This window comes from Pseudomonas sp. TR47 (assembly GCF_044143025.1).
Lineage (GTDB): Bacteria > Pseudomonadota > Gammaproteobacteria > Pseudomonadales > Pseudomonadaceae > Aquipseudomonas > Aquipseudomonas putida_E.
This window is the reverse complement of sequence record NZ_JBHFCS010000008.1, coordinates 34,526-49,549: the sequence shown is the minus strand read 5'-3', so window position 1 is coordinate 49,549 and position 15,024 is coordinate 34,526. Positions and strand designations below refer to the sequence as shown.

At 61.3% G+C, this 15,024-nt stretch carries 13 protein-coding genes; 8 read left to right on the top strand and 5 right to left on the bottom strand.

Features of this window, described 5'->3' with window-relative positions:
* Positions 1-119: 119 nt before the first annotated feature.
* Entirely contained in the window at positions 120-1,001 is an 882-nt protein-coding gene (gene yegS / locus ACEWE8_RS11015) for a lipid kinase YegS (RefSeq protein ID WP_217433355.1), read from the top strand.
* Here the strand turns inward: yegS and ACEWE8_RS11010 are convergent.
* The 3 genes from ACEWE8_RS11010 to ACEWE8_RS11000 all read right to left on the bottom strand — a co-directional run bounded on the left by ACEWE8_RS11010 (position 985) and on the right by ACEWE8_RS11000 (position 3,418).
* Positions 985-1,644, bottom strand: a complete 660-nt coding sequence (locus tag ACEWE8_RS11010; RefSeq protein WP_046786470.1) for a response regulator transcription factor — start codon at positions 1,642-1,644, stop codon at positions 985-987. The genes yegS and ACEWE8_RS11010 overlap by 17 nt on opposite strands.
* Positions 1,641-2,531: a sensor histidine kinase gene (locus tag ACEWE8_RS11005; protein WP_046786469.1), complete on the bottom strand. Its 891-nt coding sequence runs from the start codon at positions 2,529-2,531 to the stop codon at positions 1,641-1,643. Before ACEWE8_RS11005 ends, ACEWE8_RS11010 begins: the two co-directional genes overlap by 4 nt.
* 461 nt (positions 2,532-2,992) lie before the next feature.
* Positions 2,993-3,418 carry a hypothetical protein gene (locus ACEWE8_RS11000; RefSeq protein ID WP_046786694.1) on the bottom strand — a complete coding sequence of 142 codons (426 nt, stop codon included), beginning with the start codon at positions 3,416-3,418 and terminating at the stop codon, positions 2,993-2,995.
* A 353-nt stretch (positions 3,419-3,771) separates the two neighbouring features.
* On the opposite strand from ACEWE8_RS11000, the gene ACEWE8_RS10995 reads away from it, so the two are divergent.
* Together ACEWE8_RS10995 and ACEWE8_RS10990 are read left to right on the top strand one after the other, a co-directional pair.
* Positions 3,772-4,707 (top strand): chemotaxis protein CheV, encoded by a 936-nt coding sequence (locus tag ACEWE8_RS10995; protein ID WP_046786468.1) that lies wholly within the window; start codon positions 3,772-3,774, stop codon positions 4,705-4,707.
* A gap of 55 nt (positions 4,708-4,762) precedes the next feature.
* On the top strand, positions 4,763-5,566 hold the full coding sequence (locus tag ACEWE8_RS10990; protein WP_046786467.1) for an MOSC domain-containing protein: 804 nt from the start codon (positions 4,763-4,765) through the stop codon (positions 5,564-5,566).
* Between the two features lie 54 nt (positions 5,567-5,620).
* Here the strand turns inward: ACEWE8_RS10990 and ACEWE8_RS10985 are convergent, their stop codons facing one another.
* Positions 5,621-7,549, bottom strand: a complete 1,929-nt coding sequence (locus ACEWE8_RS10985; protein WP_046786466.1) for a transglycosylase SLT domain-containing protein — start codon at positions 7,547-7,549, stop codon at positions 5,621-5,623.
* Positions 7,550-7,770: 221 nt separating this feature from the next.
* Here ACEWE8_RS10985 and ACEWE8_RS10980 point away from each other — a divergent pair, with 221 nt between their 5' ends.
* Complete coding sequence (locus ACEWE8_RS10980) at positions 7,771-9,699, top strand: ATP-binding cassette domain-containing protein (RefSeq protein WP_046786465.1); 1,929 nt, start codon at positions 7,771-7,773, stop codon at positions 9,697-9,699.
* 88 nt (positions 9,700-9,787) lie between these two features.
* Here ACEWE8_RS10980 and ACEWE8_RS10975 read toward each other — a convergent pair whose 3' ends face one another.
* Positions 9,788-10,228, bottom strand: coding sequence for a universal stress protein (locus ACEWE8_RS10975; protein ID WP_012313557.1), 441 nt, complete (start codon positions 10,226-10,228; stop codon positions 9,788-9,790).
* A gap of 108 nt (positions 10,229-10,336) precedes the next feature.
* Here ACEWE8_RS10975 and ACEWE8_RS10970 point away from each other — a divergent pair, with 108 nt between their 5' ends.
* The 4 genes from ACEWE8_RS10970 (at position 10,337) to ACEWE8_RS10955 (ending at position 14,955) form a co-directional block, all read left to right on the top strand.
* Entirely contained in the window at positions 10,337-10,774 is a 438-nt protein-coding gene (locus ACEWE8_RS10970) for a hypothetical protein (protein ID WP_039601787.1), read from the top strand.
* A gap of 486 nt (positions 10,775-11,260) precedes the next feature.
* Positions 11,261-13,408, top strand: coding sequence for a fatty acid oxidation complex subunit alpha FadB (fadB, locus tag ACEWE8_RS10965; protein WP_046786464.1), 2,148 nt, complete (start codon positions 11,261-11,263; stop codon positions 13,406-13,408).
* Positions 13,409-13,448: 40 nt separating this feature from the next.
* The gene (gene fadA, locus ACEWE8_RS10960; RefSeq protein WP_046786463.1) at positions 13,449-14,624 is read left to right on the top strand and encodes an acetyl-CoA C-acyltransferase FadA; all 1,176 of its coding nucleotides are present in this window, start codon (positions 13,449-13,451) and stop codon (positions 14,622-14,624) included.
* Positions 14,625-14,703: 79 nt separating this feature from the next.
* Entirely contained in the window at positions 14,704-14,955 is a 252-nt protein-coding gene (locus ACEWE8_RS10955) for a DUF1653 domain-containing protein (RefSeq protein ID WP_046786462.1), read from the top strand.
* The last annotated feature ends 69 nt before the right edge of the window (positions 14,956-15,024 follow it).

Below are 15,024 nucleotides of genomic sequence, written 5' to 3'. Positions count from 1 at the left end.
CTGACCGGTTTTTGTTCACATGGGTGTCTGGCGTTGGCGCATGATCAGCCGGTGCATGCAGCAATCTGCCTGCGCCTGTGGTCGAGATCTGCAATGAGCGGTCCCTTGGGAGAAGCGTGATGGGTAAGGCAATGGTGATCCTGCACGGCAAGCAGGCGATGAACGAAGATGTGCGCAAGGCCGTCCTCGCCCAGCGTGAGCGGGGCTGGACGCTGGATGTGCGGGTGACCTGGGAAGCAGGTGATGCCCAGCGGCTGGTTGCCGAGGCGCTGGCGGCTGGCTACACCCATGTGGTCGCAGGAGGCGGCGACGGTACTTTGCGCGATGTGGCCGAAGCCATGGGGCAGGCAAATACTCAGGCCAGCCTGGCATTGCTGCCTTTGGGTACCGCCAATGATTTCGCCAAAGCCGCTGGTGTGTCATTGCAGCCGGCTGAGGCGCTGGCGCTGCTGGATATGCCGGCACGGCCAATCGACTTGGGCAAGGTTGGCGACCAGATGTTTCTGAACATGGCCACGGGCGGGTTTGGCAGTCAGGTCACGGCAAACACCTCCGAGGACCTCAAAAAAGTGCTGGGCGCAGCGGCCTACCTGTTCACCGGGCTGTCGCGCTTCAGTGAGTTGCAGGCCGCGTCGGTGGAGCTGAAAGGCCCGGACTTCCACTGGCAGGGTGACTTGCTGGCGCTGGGCATCGGCAATGGCCGCCAGGCAGGTGGCGGTCAGGTATTGTGCGCCGATGCCCTGGTGGATGACGGCCTGCTCGACATCGCTATCCTGCCGGCACCGCAAGAAGTGGTGGGGGCGTTGCGTGAGCTGCTGGCCGGCGAAGGGCTGTTCGTTCGTGCGCGCTTGCCCTGGGTAGAGATCAAGAGCTCCCAAGGCCTGGACATCAACCTCGATGGTGAGCCGTTACAGGCTGACAGCCTGCGCTTCGAGGCCCTGCCTGCGGCGCTGCGCCTGCATCTGCCGCCAAACTCGCCGCTGCTCAGTCATCCAGGCTGATGATTTTCTCGCGCACGGCAAACAGTACCAGCCCGGCGACATCGTAGATCTGCAGGCGTTTCATGATCTGCGAGCGATGGGTTTCCACCGTTTTGATCGAAAGGGCAAGCCCGGCAGCGATTTCGCGAGTGGATTTGCCCCGTACGATCAGGCGCAGGATTTCCAGTTGCCGTGCAGTGAGGTTATGGCGGTCGATGTTTGGCTGCTTGCCCTGCTGCGCACGCATCAGCGCCTGGTTGATCACCGTGTGGGCGATGGCCGGGCTGAGGTAGCGCTCGCCACTGCGTAGTGCGGCCAGTGCCTGCTCCAGCTCCTTTGCGGTGGCGTCTTTGAGCAGGTAGCCGTGGGCGCCGCTTTCCAGGGCGCGCATGATCAGGTCCGGGTCGGTGTGCATGGACAGGATCAGTACTTTGCAGGTGCTGCCAGAGGCGCGCAGCAGGGTGAGGGCATCAAGGCCGCTGGTCGAGCGCATGGAAATGTCGAGCAGCACGATGTCGGGCGCCAGTTGCTGGGCTTGCTCGAGCAGTTGGCCGCCATCGTCGGCTTCGCCGACCACGGTGTAGCCGGGTATGTCAGACACCAGGGCACGGACCCCGGCTCGAATCAGCGAATGGTCATCGACCAGCAGCAGTCTACAGGTCATCGGATAGCAGGTGTCCTGGCGCGTTCATGGGTGCGTGGTGGCCATGGGAACAAGACCTCGATCCGGGTGCCGAGGCCAAGCTGGCTGGTAATTTTCAGTGTGCCCTGGAGCGCTGTGGCACGCTCCTGCATGCCAGCCATGCCGCGCTGGCCTGCCTCAGCCGGATTGGCGGCGGGGATGAAGCCTTGGCCATCGTCCTCTATCGACAAGCTCAGGCCGGTGGGGCTGCGCTGCAGGCGGATGGTCAGGTTGCGCGCCTTGGCATGGCGCAATATGTTGGTGACCGCCTCTTGCGCGATGCGAAAAGCAGCCATGGTCACCTCCTCGCAAATGCCACCCAGCCTTTGATGGCATTCCAGGCTCCAATGCATGTCGGTGCTGCCTAGCGTGCGCACCAGATGGGCACGCAGGCTGGCTTCCAGGCCAAGGCTGACCAACTGCCGGGGATTGAGGATGGCAGAGACGTCACGCACCTTGCTCAGGGTGTCATCGAGTGTGCTGTGCAGGGCGCCGCATTGCGTCTGCAAATCGCTTGGCAGCCGCCGCTGCAACCACTCCAGCTGCAATTTGGCAGCGGTCAGCAGTTGGCCGATGTCGTCATGCAGTTCGCGGCTAAGGTGCTGGCGTTCGCTTTCCTGGACTTTGAGCATGCGATCGGCCAGTTCTGCCGGGCGCAAGCTGATAGACCTGGCACCCTGGCTCAGGTGCCAGCCGACCCCGAACATTGCTATCAGCTGCAACAGCATCAGGCTGGCCGGTATGGCATGGCCGCCGGTGAACAGCAGCAGGTTGGCAAACAGCGACGCCACGCACAGCAATGCAGTCGCCCAGCGCAGCACAGTGGCGAGGGAGCGGCAACGCAGAGCATTCTTCAAGCGTGGGAGCATAGAGGGGAAGCCACTGTAACCTTGCTGATGGAGGCCTTGCGCATGTCTTGCCGCAGGCTTTGGCGTGGTGCTTTCAATATTTGCCAAGTGCGCGTTGAGGCGATCCATATACGGGTGACCGGTATTTGTTAGTGCGCATGGTATCACTTCAGGCCGGTTTGGTCGCGAGCGGGGAATGCTTTGAAACCTCAAGGTTTGCGGGGCGATCAGGGGGGAGCGATGCCTGATTCGAGCAGCAAATAGCCACCATCGATTGGCCTGCTCGGTTCAACTTGCGCGAATCCCGGTAGAACAGGGTGTGGCAACTTTCAGCCCTTCACAAGTTGGATCCTGATTCGGTAAAGCACCGTCGCCTTAGTTGCAAACCGTCAATGACTGCTAGTGCGTTTATCTGCGCAAGTTGGGCGACTGGCCATGGGGCCGGCCTGGTGCGTGCCAGCACATTCGCTACGGGTTTCCTGTCAAGGCGCACACGTTTGCGGCAATGGCTGGCCCAGTGCGTTTGCCAGTTCGGCAAGCAAGTTGGTTTGTTCGCTGGCATCAAGGGCGAGCCGCCCGGTGTGCGCATCGACAAGCTCCAGTTGCCAAGCCAGCAGGGTCAGGCAGGCCGCCAATGCAGGCAAAGCATGATTGTGCAGGTGCAACTGCCTGCAGGCTGGAGCGAGCAGTTGCTGCAAGGCAGAGGCGTATTGGGCGACTTCAAGCAGCCCCAGGCCGCTGGCGCGCCGGGCAAGAGTATCGAGGGTGTTGATGAGGCAATGGCAGGCGTCGGGGTCATTGGCGATCAGTTCCAGGTGCTGAAGGCACTCCTGGGACTGAGTCAGCAACACTTGTGCATCCAGCAGAAAGTCCTGCAGGGCGCTGCTGTCGAAAGCTGAACTGTCCATCATGAGGTCCCGGGCCGCAGCGCGGGAGCGGGTGATGGCCAAGCCGTGTCGTTCGCTAGCAAAAGCCTGACTCCATTCATGCAGTGAGAATGGCGTCACATTAATGGCTAAAGGATAGCGCGAACATCAGGTTGCACCCGGTTGACGCTAAGGGTTTCCCTGATATTGCTCTAGGGGGCGACAGCTGCTCCAGGCAACGGGCCCAAGGCTGACTGGCTGCAGTAAAGCATGATGTTAATGTGATATCAATTGGCCCGCGAAGCATTTTCGCTCAAGGGTCAAGCTGCGTACGCAGCCGCCGATATAGGGTGGATGAACTCACATTATTCCGACTTGAGCCTGGGGGTTTTCCAATGGCTGGCATTCTCGACACGGTAGACCAACGAACGCAACTGGTGGGTGAGAACCGCCTGGAAATCCTGATGTTCCGCCTGGCCGGGCGCCAGTTGTTCGCCATCAACGTGTTCAAGGTGCAGGAAGTGCTGCAATTGCCCAAGTTGACCTTGATGCCGCAGCGCCACGCGTTTGTCTGTGGCGTGGTCAACCTGCGTGGGCAGACCTTGCCGGTCATCGACCTGTCCCAGGCAATCGGCATGCGCCCGCTGCAGCCGGGGCCAGACAGCACCATCATCGTCACCGAGTACAACCGCTCGGTGCAGGCGTTCCTGGTGGGTGGGGTCGATCGCATCGTCAATATGAACTGGGAGGCCATCATGCCGCCGCCTTCCAGTGCCGGCCGTCAGCATTACCTGACGGCGATCACCAAGGTGGACGAAAAGCTGGTGGAGGTCATTGACGTCGAGAAGGTGCTGGCCGAGATCGTGCCTTACAACGCGAAGGTCTCCAACGACAAGCTCGCTGACCCGATATTGGCTCGCGCCCGTGGCCGCGAAGTGCTACTGGTGGATGATTCCAGCGTGGCGCTGGCGCAGCTGCGTGACACCCTTTCGCAACTGGGGATGAAACTGCATGTTGCCAGCGACGGCCTGAAGGCCTTGCGCATGCTCAAGGGCTGGGCCGATGCAGGCGAAGATGTGTGCGAAAAACTGCTGATGGTGTTCACTGACGCGGAAATGCCTGAAATGGACGGTTATCGGCTGACCACCGAAATCCGCAGTGATGCGCGCCTGCGCAAGCTGTACGTGGTGTTGCACACCTCGCTGTCAGGCAGCTTCAACGAATCCATGGTCAAGAAAGTCGGCTGCGACAATTTCCTTTCCAAGTTCCAGCCTGATCGTTTGGTCGAAGTGGTCAAGCAGCGTTTGCTACTGGATTCGACCACTGCGTGATCCTTGCGGCTGCCGGGTATAATCTGGCATTTGGCATGGCACGAGGCAGGCAGGGATGTTTCTGAGCGAGCTGTATCGGTATCCGGTGAAGTCGGGGCAGGCGCAATGTCTGCAGTCTTCACTGGTCGATAATCTGGGTTTGTCGGGTGACCGGCGCTGGCTGGTGGTCGAGCAAGACAACGGACGCTTTCTCACCCAGCGCGCCTGGCCGCAGCTCAGCCAGCTCAAGGCTGGCGAAGGGGCGGCAGGTACGCTGCTGCTGGAGGCCCCGGGCCTGCCAGCTCTACAGGTGGCGGTGCCGCCTGCAGATGACGGCCTGTGCGGTGTGACCATCTGGCGTGACACGTTGCGTGTGCCGGATGCCGGCGATGAGGCCGCAGCCTGGCTATCGCAATTGCTCGGCAAGCCAGTGCGACTGGTCCACTGCCCTGAGCATCGGGCGCGCTACCTGCCCAGCGGCTATGGCTTGAACAGCGACAGGGCGGCTTTCCCCGATGGTTTCCCGTTATTGCTGATTGGCCAGGGGTCGCTGCAGGAGTTGAACCGGCGCATTGGCCGGCCCATGGAGATGCTGCGTTTTCGACCGAACCTGGTGGTGCAGGGTGCAGAGCCGTTTGCCGAAGATGGCTGGAAGCGCATTCGTATTGGCGGGCTTGAGTTTCGCGTGCTCAAGCCGAGCGTGCGGTGCATCTTCACCACGCTGGACCCTGAAACCGGAGAGCGCAGCCCGGACCGGGAGCCGTTGGCCACGCTCAAGACCTTTCGCGAGCGCGAAGGTGACATCCTGTTCGGGCAGAACCTGGCGGTGGATGGCCGTGGTCGGCTTGAGGTGGGGATGGAAGTCGAAGTGCTGGAGTAGTGGTAGCAAGTACCTGCCTCTTCGCGAGCTGGCCCGCGAAGAGGCGGCATTGCTTCACATGTCGTCGAAATACCGCTCGTGCCAATCTACCAGCGGCTGGGGTGCATTGAGCTTCTGCCCGTAGATCACCGAGTAAGACAGCACGTTCTGTACATACTGACGCGTCTCGTCGAACGGAATCGACTCCACCCACACGTCAAAGCTCAGGTGCTTGGCACCTTTGAGCCATTGGCGCACGCGCCCGGGGCCGGCGTTGTACGCCGCCGACGCCAGCACCCGATTGCCGTTGAACTGGCCGTGTACCTGGCTCAGATAGGCTGCGCCCAGCCGAATGTTCGTGTCCGGGTTGAGCACCTGGCGCGGTGACGCCAGCGGAATGCTGAACTTGCGCGCGGTTTCCTTGGCTGTAGCCGGCATCAACTGCATGAGGCCGCTGGCACCTACACTGGAGCGCGCATCCTCCATGAAGGCACTCTCCTGGCGTGTGATTGCGAACACCCAGCTTGAATGCAACCCACGCACCTTGGCTTCACGCACCAGCGTGTCGCGGTGGGCCATCGGGAAGCGGATATCGAGGTCGTCCCAGTACTTGGCCAGGCTGATGGTGCGAATGGCCGGGAAATACCAGCGCAGGTCATAGGCCAGGCGCGCCTGGGCAACCATTTCGTCGCGGCTGAAGTGTCGGCTGACGTGATACCACTCGCGGCGACCGTCGACGATCTGGCCGCGGGCATGGAATTCCAGGGCACGCTGGATTCCAGGAGTGTTACGCACCTTGCTGACCAGTTGCGGGCTCAGCACCAGTGGCCGGTTGTTGAGCTGGTAGGGCGTTTGCGCCCGGTCGGCGGCGAGAAAGCCATAGAAGTCCCGTTCGCGTGCCACGTTCCTGTACAGCAGAAGGCTTTGCGGGTTGTTTGGCTGGGCCAGTTCCAGGCTGCGTGCTTGCCAGTATTGCCAGCGGCTGGTACTGGCCAGGTCCTGCGGCAGGCGCTTGGTCAGTTCGTAGGCATCTTCCCAGCGGCCCAGGCGCAGCAGCAGGCGCAGACGCCATTCGCTGACCGTATTGTCCCGCAGTTGCGGGTCGTAGCGCGTCATCAGGTCAAGGGCACGTGGGTCGTAGCGGCGTGCCAGTGTCAAACCGATTTCGCGGGCGATCGCGACTTTTTCGTCCGAGGAAAAGTGCATGCGCTGTGCATAGTCGTCGAGCAGCGCCATGGCACGCTGTGGGTCCTGGCGAGCCAGGCGGCGCAGGCCCAGGCTGACGACATCGGACATGGCCTCGTTGACTGGTGTGAAGCGCGACGGCTGGTTGAGCAGTTCGGGCTTTTGCGCCACATCGATTAACAGGCGGCCTTGCGGGCCAAGCGTGGTCAGCGATTTGACCAGGCTGTTGGCCAGGGAGTAGTTACGCGCCTGGGCTGCCAGTTTGGCGCGGTTCCAGCGCTTGGCCTCGGTCAGCTGACCTTCGGCGGCCCACATGCCGAACAGGGTGTCGCAGGCGGCCGGTTGCGACTTGCCCACATTCCACAGCTTTTCGGCGCTGGCATAACCTTCGGCGCGCAGGCCATGGCTCAGCTGGTACTGGCCGTTGAGGCAGTCCAGTTCGGTGAAGTTGAGCTTGGGGTCATAATATTTGACGAAGGTGTTCCACTCGCCGCGTTCGGCCAGCCAGCGCAACCAGCGCAGTTTCATCCAGTTGGCCTGGGGAAGGTCGCCATGTTTGGCCAGGAACGCTTCGATTTCCTGGTTGCTGGCGCTTTTCAGCCGAGCGGTCAGTTCGTCGTAGGCCAGGTAGGGCGTCAGCGGGTAGTCGCGCAGGGCCTGGGCATAGCGCAGGTACGGGCCCTTGTCGCCCTTGGCCAATGCACGCTTGGCCTCGTCGTAGTACTGACGCTGCTGGGAGAGGTCGATGGCCTGCGCCGCGCTGGCGGTGGCGGCGGTAAGCAGCAGGCAGGAAGCAATCTGTAACAGGCGGCTGCGCATGATACGTCCGGGCAGTTGAACCATGGGAAAGTGACGGCGGAGCCAGCACTGTTGGAAGCTATTGTTCTAGCTTAGCTGTTTGCCGGCAGCGGGTGAAAGCGCTGTGCTTGTATCAAGGCATTAAGTTCGACCGGATGTCGCAATGCCCTGGCAGCGCGGTCAACTTAATGCCGGAACGGGCCAACTCAGGTAGAATGCGCGCCCGCTTTCTGGAGACGAACATGACCCTGCTCAAATTCAGCGATGTGTCCCTCGCATTCGGCGCGATGCCGCTGCTGGACAAAGTGTCCTGGCAGATCGCCCGTGGCGAGCGGGTGTGCATCATCGGCCGTAACGGCACCGGCAAGTCGAGCATGCTGCGCCTGGTCAAGGGCGAGCAGAAGGGCGACGACGGAGAGATCTGGCGCGCACCTGGCCTGAAGATCGGCGAACTGCCGCAAGAACTGCCAGTGGCTGACGAGCGGACAGTGTTCGACGTGGTGGCCGCAGGCCTGGATGGCGTTGGCGAACTGCTTGCCCAATTCCACCACCTGAGCCAGAACATCCAGGGCGACGATGACCTGGAAAAACTCATGCATGTTCAGCACGAGCTCGAAGCCCGTGACGGCTGGCGCCTGCAGCAGGTGGTGGAGAGCACCTTGAGCCGCCTGCAACTGCCTGCCGACAAAACCCTGGCCGAGCTGTCCGGTGGCTGGCGCCGCCGCGTGCTGCTGGCGCAGGCGCTGGTGTCAGAACCCGATCTGCTGTTGCTCGACGAGCCGACCAACCACCTGGACATCGGTGCCATCGCCTGGCTCGAAGAGGCCCTGCGCGGTTTCAACGGGGCGGTGCTGTTCATTACCCACGACCGTTCCTTCCTGCAGAACCTGGCAACCCGCATCCTTGAGCTGGATCGCGGCGGGCTGATCGACTGGAACGGTGACTACGCCAGTTTCCTGGTGCACAAGGAAGCGGCGCTGGCCGCCGAAGAGACGGCCAACGCGCTGTTTGACAAGCGTCTTGCCCAGGAAGAAGTGTGGATTCGCCAGGGCATCAAGGCCCGCCGTACCCGTAACGAAGGCCGCGTGCGCGCACTCAAGGCCTTGCGTGTCGAGCGCAGCGAGCGGCGGGATCGCCAGGGCAAGGCGAACATCCAGATCGAGGCCGCCGAGAAATCCGGCAAGCAGGTGATGGTGCTGGAGAATGTCAGCTTCCACCACGCTGGAGGGCCGATGCTGGTCAAGGACTTCTCCATGGTCCTGCAGCGTCAGGACCGCATCGGCCTGCTGGGCGCCAACGGTACCGGCAAGACCACGCTGCTCAAGCTGATGCTCGGTGACCTGGAGCCTACCTCGGGCAAGGTCGAGCGCGGCACCAAACTGGAAGTCGCCTATTTCGATCAGATGCGCCACCAGCTCGATCTGGAAAAAACCGTGATCGACAACCTGGCCGAGGGCCGCGATTTCATTGAAATCGACGGCCAGAACCGTCACGTGCTCAGCTACCTGGGCGATTTCCTGTTCAGCCCCCAGCGTGCGCGCACGCCGGTCAAGGCGTTGTCGGGCGGTGAGCGTGCGCGCCTGCTGCTGGCCAAGCTGTTCAGCAAACCGGCCAACCTGCTGGTGCTGGACGAACCGACCAACGACCTGGACGTCGAAACCCTCGAGCTGCTTGAAGAGGTGCTGTGCAATTACAAGGGCACCGTGCTGATGGTCAGCCACGACCGGGCCTTCCTCGACAACGTTGTCACCAGCACGCTGGTGTTCGAGGGCGAGGGCAAGGTGCGTGAATATGTTGGCGGCTACGAGGACTGGATCCGCCAGGGCGGTTCGCCGAAGCTGTTGGGCGTGACCGAGAGCAAGGGCGGCAAATCCGAGCTCAACAGTGCGGTGGTGGAGAAGCAGGACGAGCAGGTGGCGCCGGCGCCAGCCGCAGCCGCAGCGGATGCCTCGAAGAAGAAGCTCAGCTACAAACTGCAGCGCGAGCTGGAGATGCTGCCTGGGCAGATCGATGCGGTCGAGCAGCGTATGGCGGCGGCCCAGGAAGAGGTCAACGCGCCGGGCTTCTATCAGCGGCCGATCGAAGAGACCTCGGCGGTGCTGGCCAAGCTGGAGCAGATGCAGGGCGAGCTGGATGCCTTGGTAGAGCGCTGGGCCGAGCTGGAAGGCTAAGTCAGTCCTGGCCTCATCGCCGGCAAGTCGGCTCCCCCAGGATCTCTGTGGGAGCCGACTTGCCGGCGATGAGGCCGGGCAGCCTGGATCATTCTTTCTTCTGCAACCGCACCGCCAGTACATCGCACGGCGCGCCATGCAACACGTCATTGGCCGTTGAACCCAGCAGCAACGCCAGGCCATGGCGGCCATGGCTGCCAACCACGATCAGGTCGCAGTTCTGCTCCTTGGCCAGCTGGTGGATTTCCTGGCGCGGTTGGCCATAGGTCAGGTGAGAATCACCGCGGTTGATCTCGGGGTATTTGTTGAACAGGCGTTCCATGCGCTCCTTGGCTTGGTCGAACTGTTGCTGTTGCAGTTGCGACAGGTCCATTGGCACGTCACCGCCAAATGCCATGGCCATGGGTTCGACGATATGCACCAGCGAGACCTTGGCGCCTGTGGGCTCGGCGAGCTTCATGGCTCGCTTGATCACCGGGTCGCACTCTTCGGTGAGGTCGACGGCGACCAGAAGATGTTCGTAAGGCATGAGCTGTACTCCTGACAATCGCGATAGTAGAAGTATGGTCGCTTCGGGCGGGTCTTGCGTGAAACCGAGTAACCCGCTCATTTGCAACGCTTTATGGGATCTACAGATATGACGGTATTGCTGGTGGTGTCAATCCTTGCGCTGATTCTCAGCCCGTTTGCCTGGCTGCGCCAGTCGCGCAAGCAAGGCGAGCAGATGAGCCTGCGCCTGGAGGCGCGGCGCATGGGGCTGGCCATGCAACTGGCACCGCAGCAGTGGCCTCACTGGCTGGAAAAAGAGCCGCCCAGCCCCTGCCCGCAGTACCACCGGGCGCGCCGGCGTGGGCGTGAAGACAGCTGGTGCTACTGGCAGGTCAGCCCCGGTGTGTGGTGGAACCAATGGCGTGAAGTGTGTGAGGAACCGCGCCTGAATGATGTTTTCTCACGGCTGCCGGGGACTGTTTACAAGGTCGAAGCCGACAAGCGCATGCTCGCGCTGTACTGGAGCGAGCGGGGTGACAAATCTGTGTTGCAGGATATTGCCTACGCCTTCGAAACCCTCGCCTGACATCGTTTCAACGACAAAGCGGCAACGTGGCAGGACCCCATCAGGGGCAGATGCCACGTTGCCGCTTTGTCGTTTCTGCAGAGCAGAAAAGGCCAGGCAGGCCGGGAAATTCTTGAAGCCAGTCGCAGTGTAGCCAACCTGCAGCGGTGTGCATCGAAAAATGCTGCGGTCTACTTCTTGTGGTCAATCGCTGACATGAATGATCAGCAATCACTGTCATCATGATTTATACCCAGACGCTAGAAAATGACCGGAAAGTCGCGTTTTCACCATGCCTGTGAGCATTTGACAACGCCGACCTTTTCGGAGAATGTGTGCATACCCAAATCAAACGGGCGTATGAATTGAGCGTTTGTATGTCACAGCGCTCATCCAGAATCCCGACTAGCGCGCTGACGGGTGTGCCTGGGCAAGAGCAGCGAAGCGCTGCTTTTCCACCAGCGATCGGCGTGTACAGTTCAGCTTCCATATCGTGGAGATCAGTTGATGATTTACGAAGGTAAAGCCATCACGGTTAAGGCTCTTGAAAGCGGCATCGTCGAACTGAAGTTCGACCTCAAGGGTGAGTCCGTCAACAAGTTCAATCGCCTGACCCTGGACGAGCTGCGCCAGGCCGTCGATGCCATAAAGGCCGACGCCTCGGTGAAGGGCGTGATCGTCAGCAGTGGCAAGGACGTGTTCATCGTCGGCGCCGACATCACCGAGTTCGTCGACAACTTCAAGCTGCCCGAGGCCGAACTGGTTGCCGGCAATCTGGAAGCCAACCGCATCTTCAACGCGTTCGAAGATCTCGACGTGCCGACCGTTGCCGCGATCAACGGCATCGCCCTGGGCGGCGGCCTGGAAATGTGCCTGGCGGCCGACTATCGGGTCATGTCCACCTCTGCCAAGATCGGCTTGCCGGAAGTCAAGCTGGGTATCTACCCAGGCTTCGGCGGTACCGTGCGCCTGCCGCGTCTGATCGGCTCGGACAACGCCATCGAGTGGATTGCCGCCGGCAAGGAAAACCGCGCTGAAGACGCCCTGAAAGTCGGTGCGGTCGACGCCGTCGTCGCCCCTGAACTGCTGCAGGCCGGTGCCCTCGACCTGGTCAAGCGCGCCATCAGCGGTGAGCTGGACTACAAGGCCAAGCGCCAGCCCAAGCTGGAAAAGCTCAAGCTCAATGCCATCGAGCAAATGATGGCCTTCGAGACTGCCAAGGGCTTCGTCGCTGGCCAGGCCGGCCCGAACTATCCGGCGCCGGTCGAAGCCATCAAGTCGATCCAGAAGGCCGCCAACTTCGGTCGCGACAAGGCGTTGGAAGTGGAGGCAGCAGGCTTTGCCAAGCTGGCCAAGACTTCGGTTGCCCAAAGCCTGATCGGCCTGTTCCTGAATGATCAGGAGCTCAAGCGCAAAGCCAAGGCCCATGACGAAATCGCTCACGATGTGAAGCAGGCTGCCGTGCTCGGCGCCGGCATCATGGGTGGCGGCATCGCTTACCAGTCGGCGGTCAAGGGCACCCCGATCCTGATGAAGGACATCCGCGAGGAAGCCATCCAGCTGGGCCTGAACGAGGCGTCCAAGCTGCTCGGCAACCGCGTCGAAAAAGGCCGCCTGACTCCGGCGAAAATGGCCGAGGCACTCAATGCCATTCGCCCGACACTGTCCTACGGTGATTTCGCCAACGTCGACATCGTCGTCGAAGCCGTGGTCGAGAACCCGAAGGTCAAGCAGGCAGTGCTGGCTGAAGTGGAAGGCCAGGTGAAAGAGGATGCGATCCTTGCGTCCAACACCTCGACCATCTCCATCAACCTGCTGGCCAAGGCGCTCAAGCGCCCCGAGAACTTCGTCGGCATGCACTTCTTCAACCCGGTGCACATGATGCCGCTGGTCGAAGTCATCCGTGGCGAGAAGTCCAGTGAAGTGGCGGTCGCCACCACCGTGGCCTACGCCAAGAAGATGGGCAAGAACCCGATCGTGGTCAACGATTGCCCGGGCTTCTTGGTCAACCGCGTGCTGTTCCCGTACTTCGGCGGCTTCGCCAAGCTGGTCAGCGCTGGTGTCGACTTCGTGCGCATCGACAAGGTCATGGAGAAGTTCGGCTGGCCTATGGGCCCGGCCTACCTGATGGACGTGGTCGGCATCGACACCGGCCACCACGGCCGCGATGTGATGGCCGAAGGCTTCCCGGACCGCATGAAGGACGAGCGCCGCTCGGCCGTCGACGCCCTGTATGAGGCCAATCGCCTGGGCCAGAAGAACGGCAAGGGTTTCTATGCCTACGAAACCGACAAGCGTGGCAAGCCGAAGAAGGTCTTCGACGCCACCGTGCTCGATGTGCTCAAGCCGATCGTCTTCGAGCAGCGTGAAGTCACCGACGAAGACATCATCAACTGGATGATGGTCCCGCTGTGCCTGGAGACCGTGCGCTGCCTGGAAGACGGCATCGTCGAAACCGCTGCCGAAGCGGACATGGGCCTGGTATACGGCATTGGTTTCCCTCCGTTCCGTGGTGGTGCGCTGCGTTACATCGATTCGATCGGTGTGGCCGAATTCGTTGCCCTGGCTGATCGGTACGCCGATCTGGGGCCGCTGTACCACCCGACCGCGAAGCTGCGCGAAATGGCCAAGAACGGCCAGCGCTTCTTCAGCTGAGCAGCCAACGCCTTTGAGAGAGTAGAGCGAGATTATTGATATGAGCCTCAATCCAAGAGACGTGGTGATTGTCGACTTCGGTCGCACCCCGATGGGCCGCTCCAAGGGTGGCATGCACCGCAACACCCGTGCTGAAGACATGTCTGCGCACCTGATCAGCAAGCTGCTGGAGCGCAACGGCAAGGTCGACCCCAAAGAAGTCGAGGACGTGATCTGGGGCTGCGTCAACCAGACCCTGGAGCAGGGCTGGAACATCGCCCGCATGGCGTCGCTGATGACCCAGATCCCGCACACCTCGGCCGCCCAGACCGTCAGCCGCCTGTGCGGCTCGTCGATGAGCGCGCTGCACACCGCCGCCCAGGCGATCATGACCGGCAACGGCGACGTGTTCGTGGTCGGTGGTGTCGAGCACATGGGGCACGTCAGCATGATGCATGGCGTGGACCCCAACCCGCACCTGTCCTTGCACGCTGCCAAGGCTTCCGGGATGATGGGCCTGACTGCCGAGATGCTCGGCAAGATGCACGGCATCACCCGTGAGCAACAGGACCTGTTCGGCCTGCGTTCGCACCAGCTCGCACACAAGGCGACGGTCGAAGGCAAGTTCAAGGACGAGATCATCCCGATGCAGGGCTATGACGAGAACGGTTTCCTGAAGGTCTTCGACTTCGACGAGACCATTCGCCCGGAAACCACCCTTGAAGGCCTGGCATCGCTCAAGCCTGCGTTCAACCCCAAAGGTGGTACGGTAACAGCCGGTACTTCGTCGCAGATTACCGATGGCGCTTCGTGCATGATCGTCATGTCTGGCCAGCGTGCGATGGACCTCGGTATCCAGCCGTTGGCGGTGATCCGCTCCATGGCAGTGGCTGGTGTGGACCCGGCAATCATGGGCTACGGCCCTGTACCGTCGACCCAGAAAGCCCTGAAGCGTGCCGGGCTGTCCATGGCCGATATCGACTTCATCGAGCTCAATGAAGCCTTTGCTGCACAGGCCCTGCCAGTGCTCAAAGATTTGAAAGTGCTCGACAAGATGGATGAGAAGGTTAACCTGCACGGCGGCGCCATTGCCTTGGGCCACCCGTTCGGTTGCTCCGGGGCACGCATTTCCGGCACCCTGCTCAACGTCATGAAGCAAAATGGCGGTACGTTGGGCGTGGCCACCATGTGCGTCGGCCTCGGTCAGGGCATCACCACTGTCTTCGAACGCGTCTGATCGCGTAGCGGGACAGCAGCCGGGGCCTTGTGCCCCGGCTTTTGTTTTTTACAGAATTTGTTTCAAGAGGGAAGGCGACATGCAGATACAACCAGGCGTATACCGGCATTACAAAGGGCCTGAGTACCGTGTCTTCAGTGTCGCACGGCACTCCGAAAGCGAAGAGTGGATGGTTTTCTACCAATGCCTGTATGGTGACCACAGCTTCTGGGTACGACCACTTTCGATGTTCCAGGAGTCGGTCGAGGTTGACGGCGAGCAGGTGCCACGCTTTGCTTTGGTCAAGGCCGAAGAAGGGTTGCCTGAACTGCTTGGCAAGGCGCACGAGTGAACGACCGCGCTTGACCTCACTCTATTGCCACTATATATAGCGGTGCCGCGTCCGGCACCTGACGCGTTT

What these genes read in the sequence shown, in the direction of transcription:
- fadA (WP_046786463.1), top strand. Translation starts at nt 13,449, where the DNA reads ATGAGCCTCAATCCAAGAGACGTGGTGATTGTCGACTTCGGTCGCACC.
- ACEWE8_RS10970 (WP_039601787.1), top strand. Translation starts at nt 10,337, where the DNA reads ATGACGGTATTGCTGGTGGTGTCAATCCTTGCGCTGATTCTCAGCCCG.
- ACEWE8_RS11000 (WP_046786694.1), bottom strand. Translation starts at nt 3,418, where the DNA reads ATGGACAGTTCAGCTTTCGACAGCAGCGCCCTGCAGGACTTTCTGCTG.
- ACEWE8_RS10995 (WP_046786468.1), top strand. Translation starts at nt 3,772, where the DNA reads ATGGCTGGCATTCTCGACACGGTAGACCAACGAACGCAACTGGTGGGT.
- ACEWE8_RS11005 (WP_046786469.1), bottom strand. Translation starts at nt 2,531, where the DNA reads ATGCTCCCACGCTTGAAGAATGCTCTGCGTTGCCGCTCCCTCGCCACT.
- ACEWE8_RS10955 (WP_046786462.1), top strand. Translation starts at nt 14,704, where the DNA reads ATGCAGATACAACCAGGCGTATACCGGCATTACAAAGGGCCTGAGTAC.
- fadB (WP_046786464.1), top strand. Translation starts at nt 11,261, where the DNA reads ATGATTTACGAAGGTAAAGCCATCACGGTTAAGGCTCTTGAAAGCGGC.
- ACEWE8_RS11010 (WP_046786470.1), bottom strand. Translation starts at nt 1,644, where the DNA reads ATGACCTGTAGACTGCTGCTGGTCGATGACCATTCGCTGATTCGAGCC.
- ACEWE8_RS10980 (WP_046786465.1), top strand. Translation starts at nt 7,771, where the DNA reads ATGACCCTGCTCAAATTCAGCGATGTGTCCCTCGCATTCGGCGCGATG.
- ACEWE8_RS10990 (WP_046786467.1), top strand. Translation starts at nt 4,763, where the DNA reads ATGTTTCTGAGCGAGCTGTATCGGTATCCGGTGAAGTCGGGGCAGGCG.
- ACEWE8_RS10975 (WP_012313557.1), bottom strand. Translation starts at nt 10,228, where the DNA reads ATGCCTTACGAACATCTTCTGGTCGCCGTCGACCTCACCGAAGAGTGC.
- yegS (WP_217433355.1), top strand. Translation starts at nt 120, where the DNA reads ATGGGTAAGGCAATGGTGATCCTGCACGGCAAGCAGGCGATGAACGAA.
- ACEWE8_RS10985 (WP_046786466.1), bottom strand. Translation starts at nt 7,549, where the DNA reads ATGCGCAGCCGCCTGTTACAGATTGCTTCCTGCCTGCTGCTTACCGCC.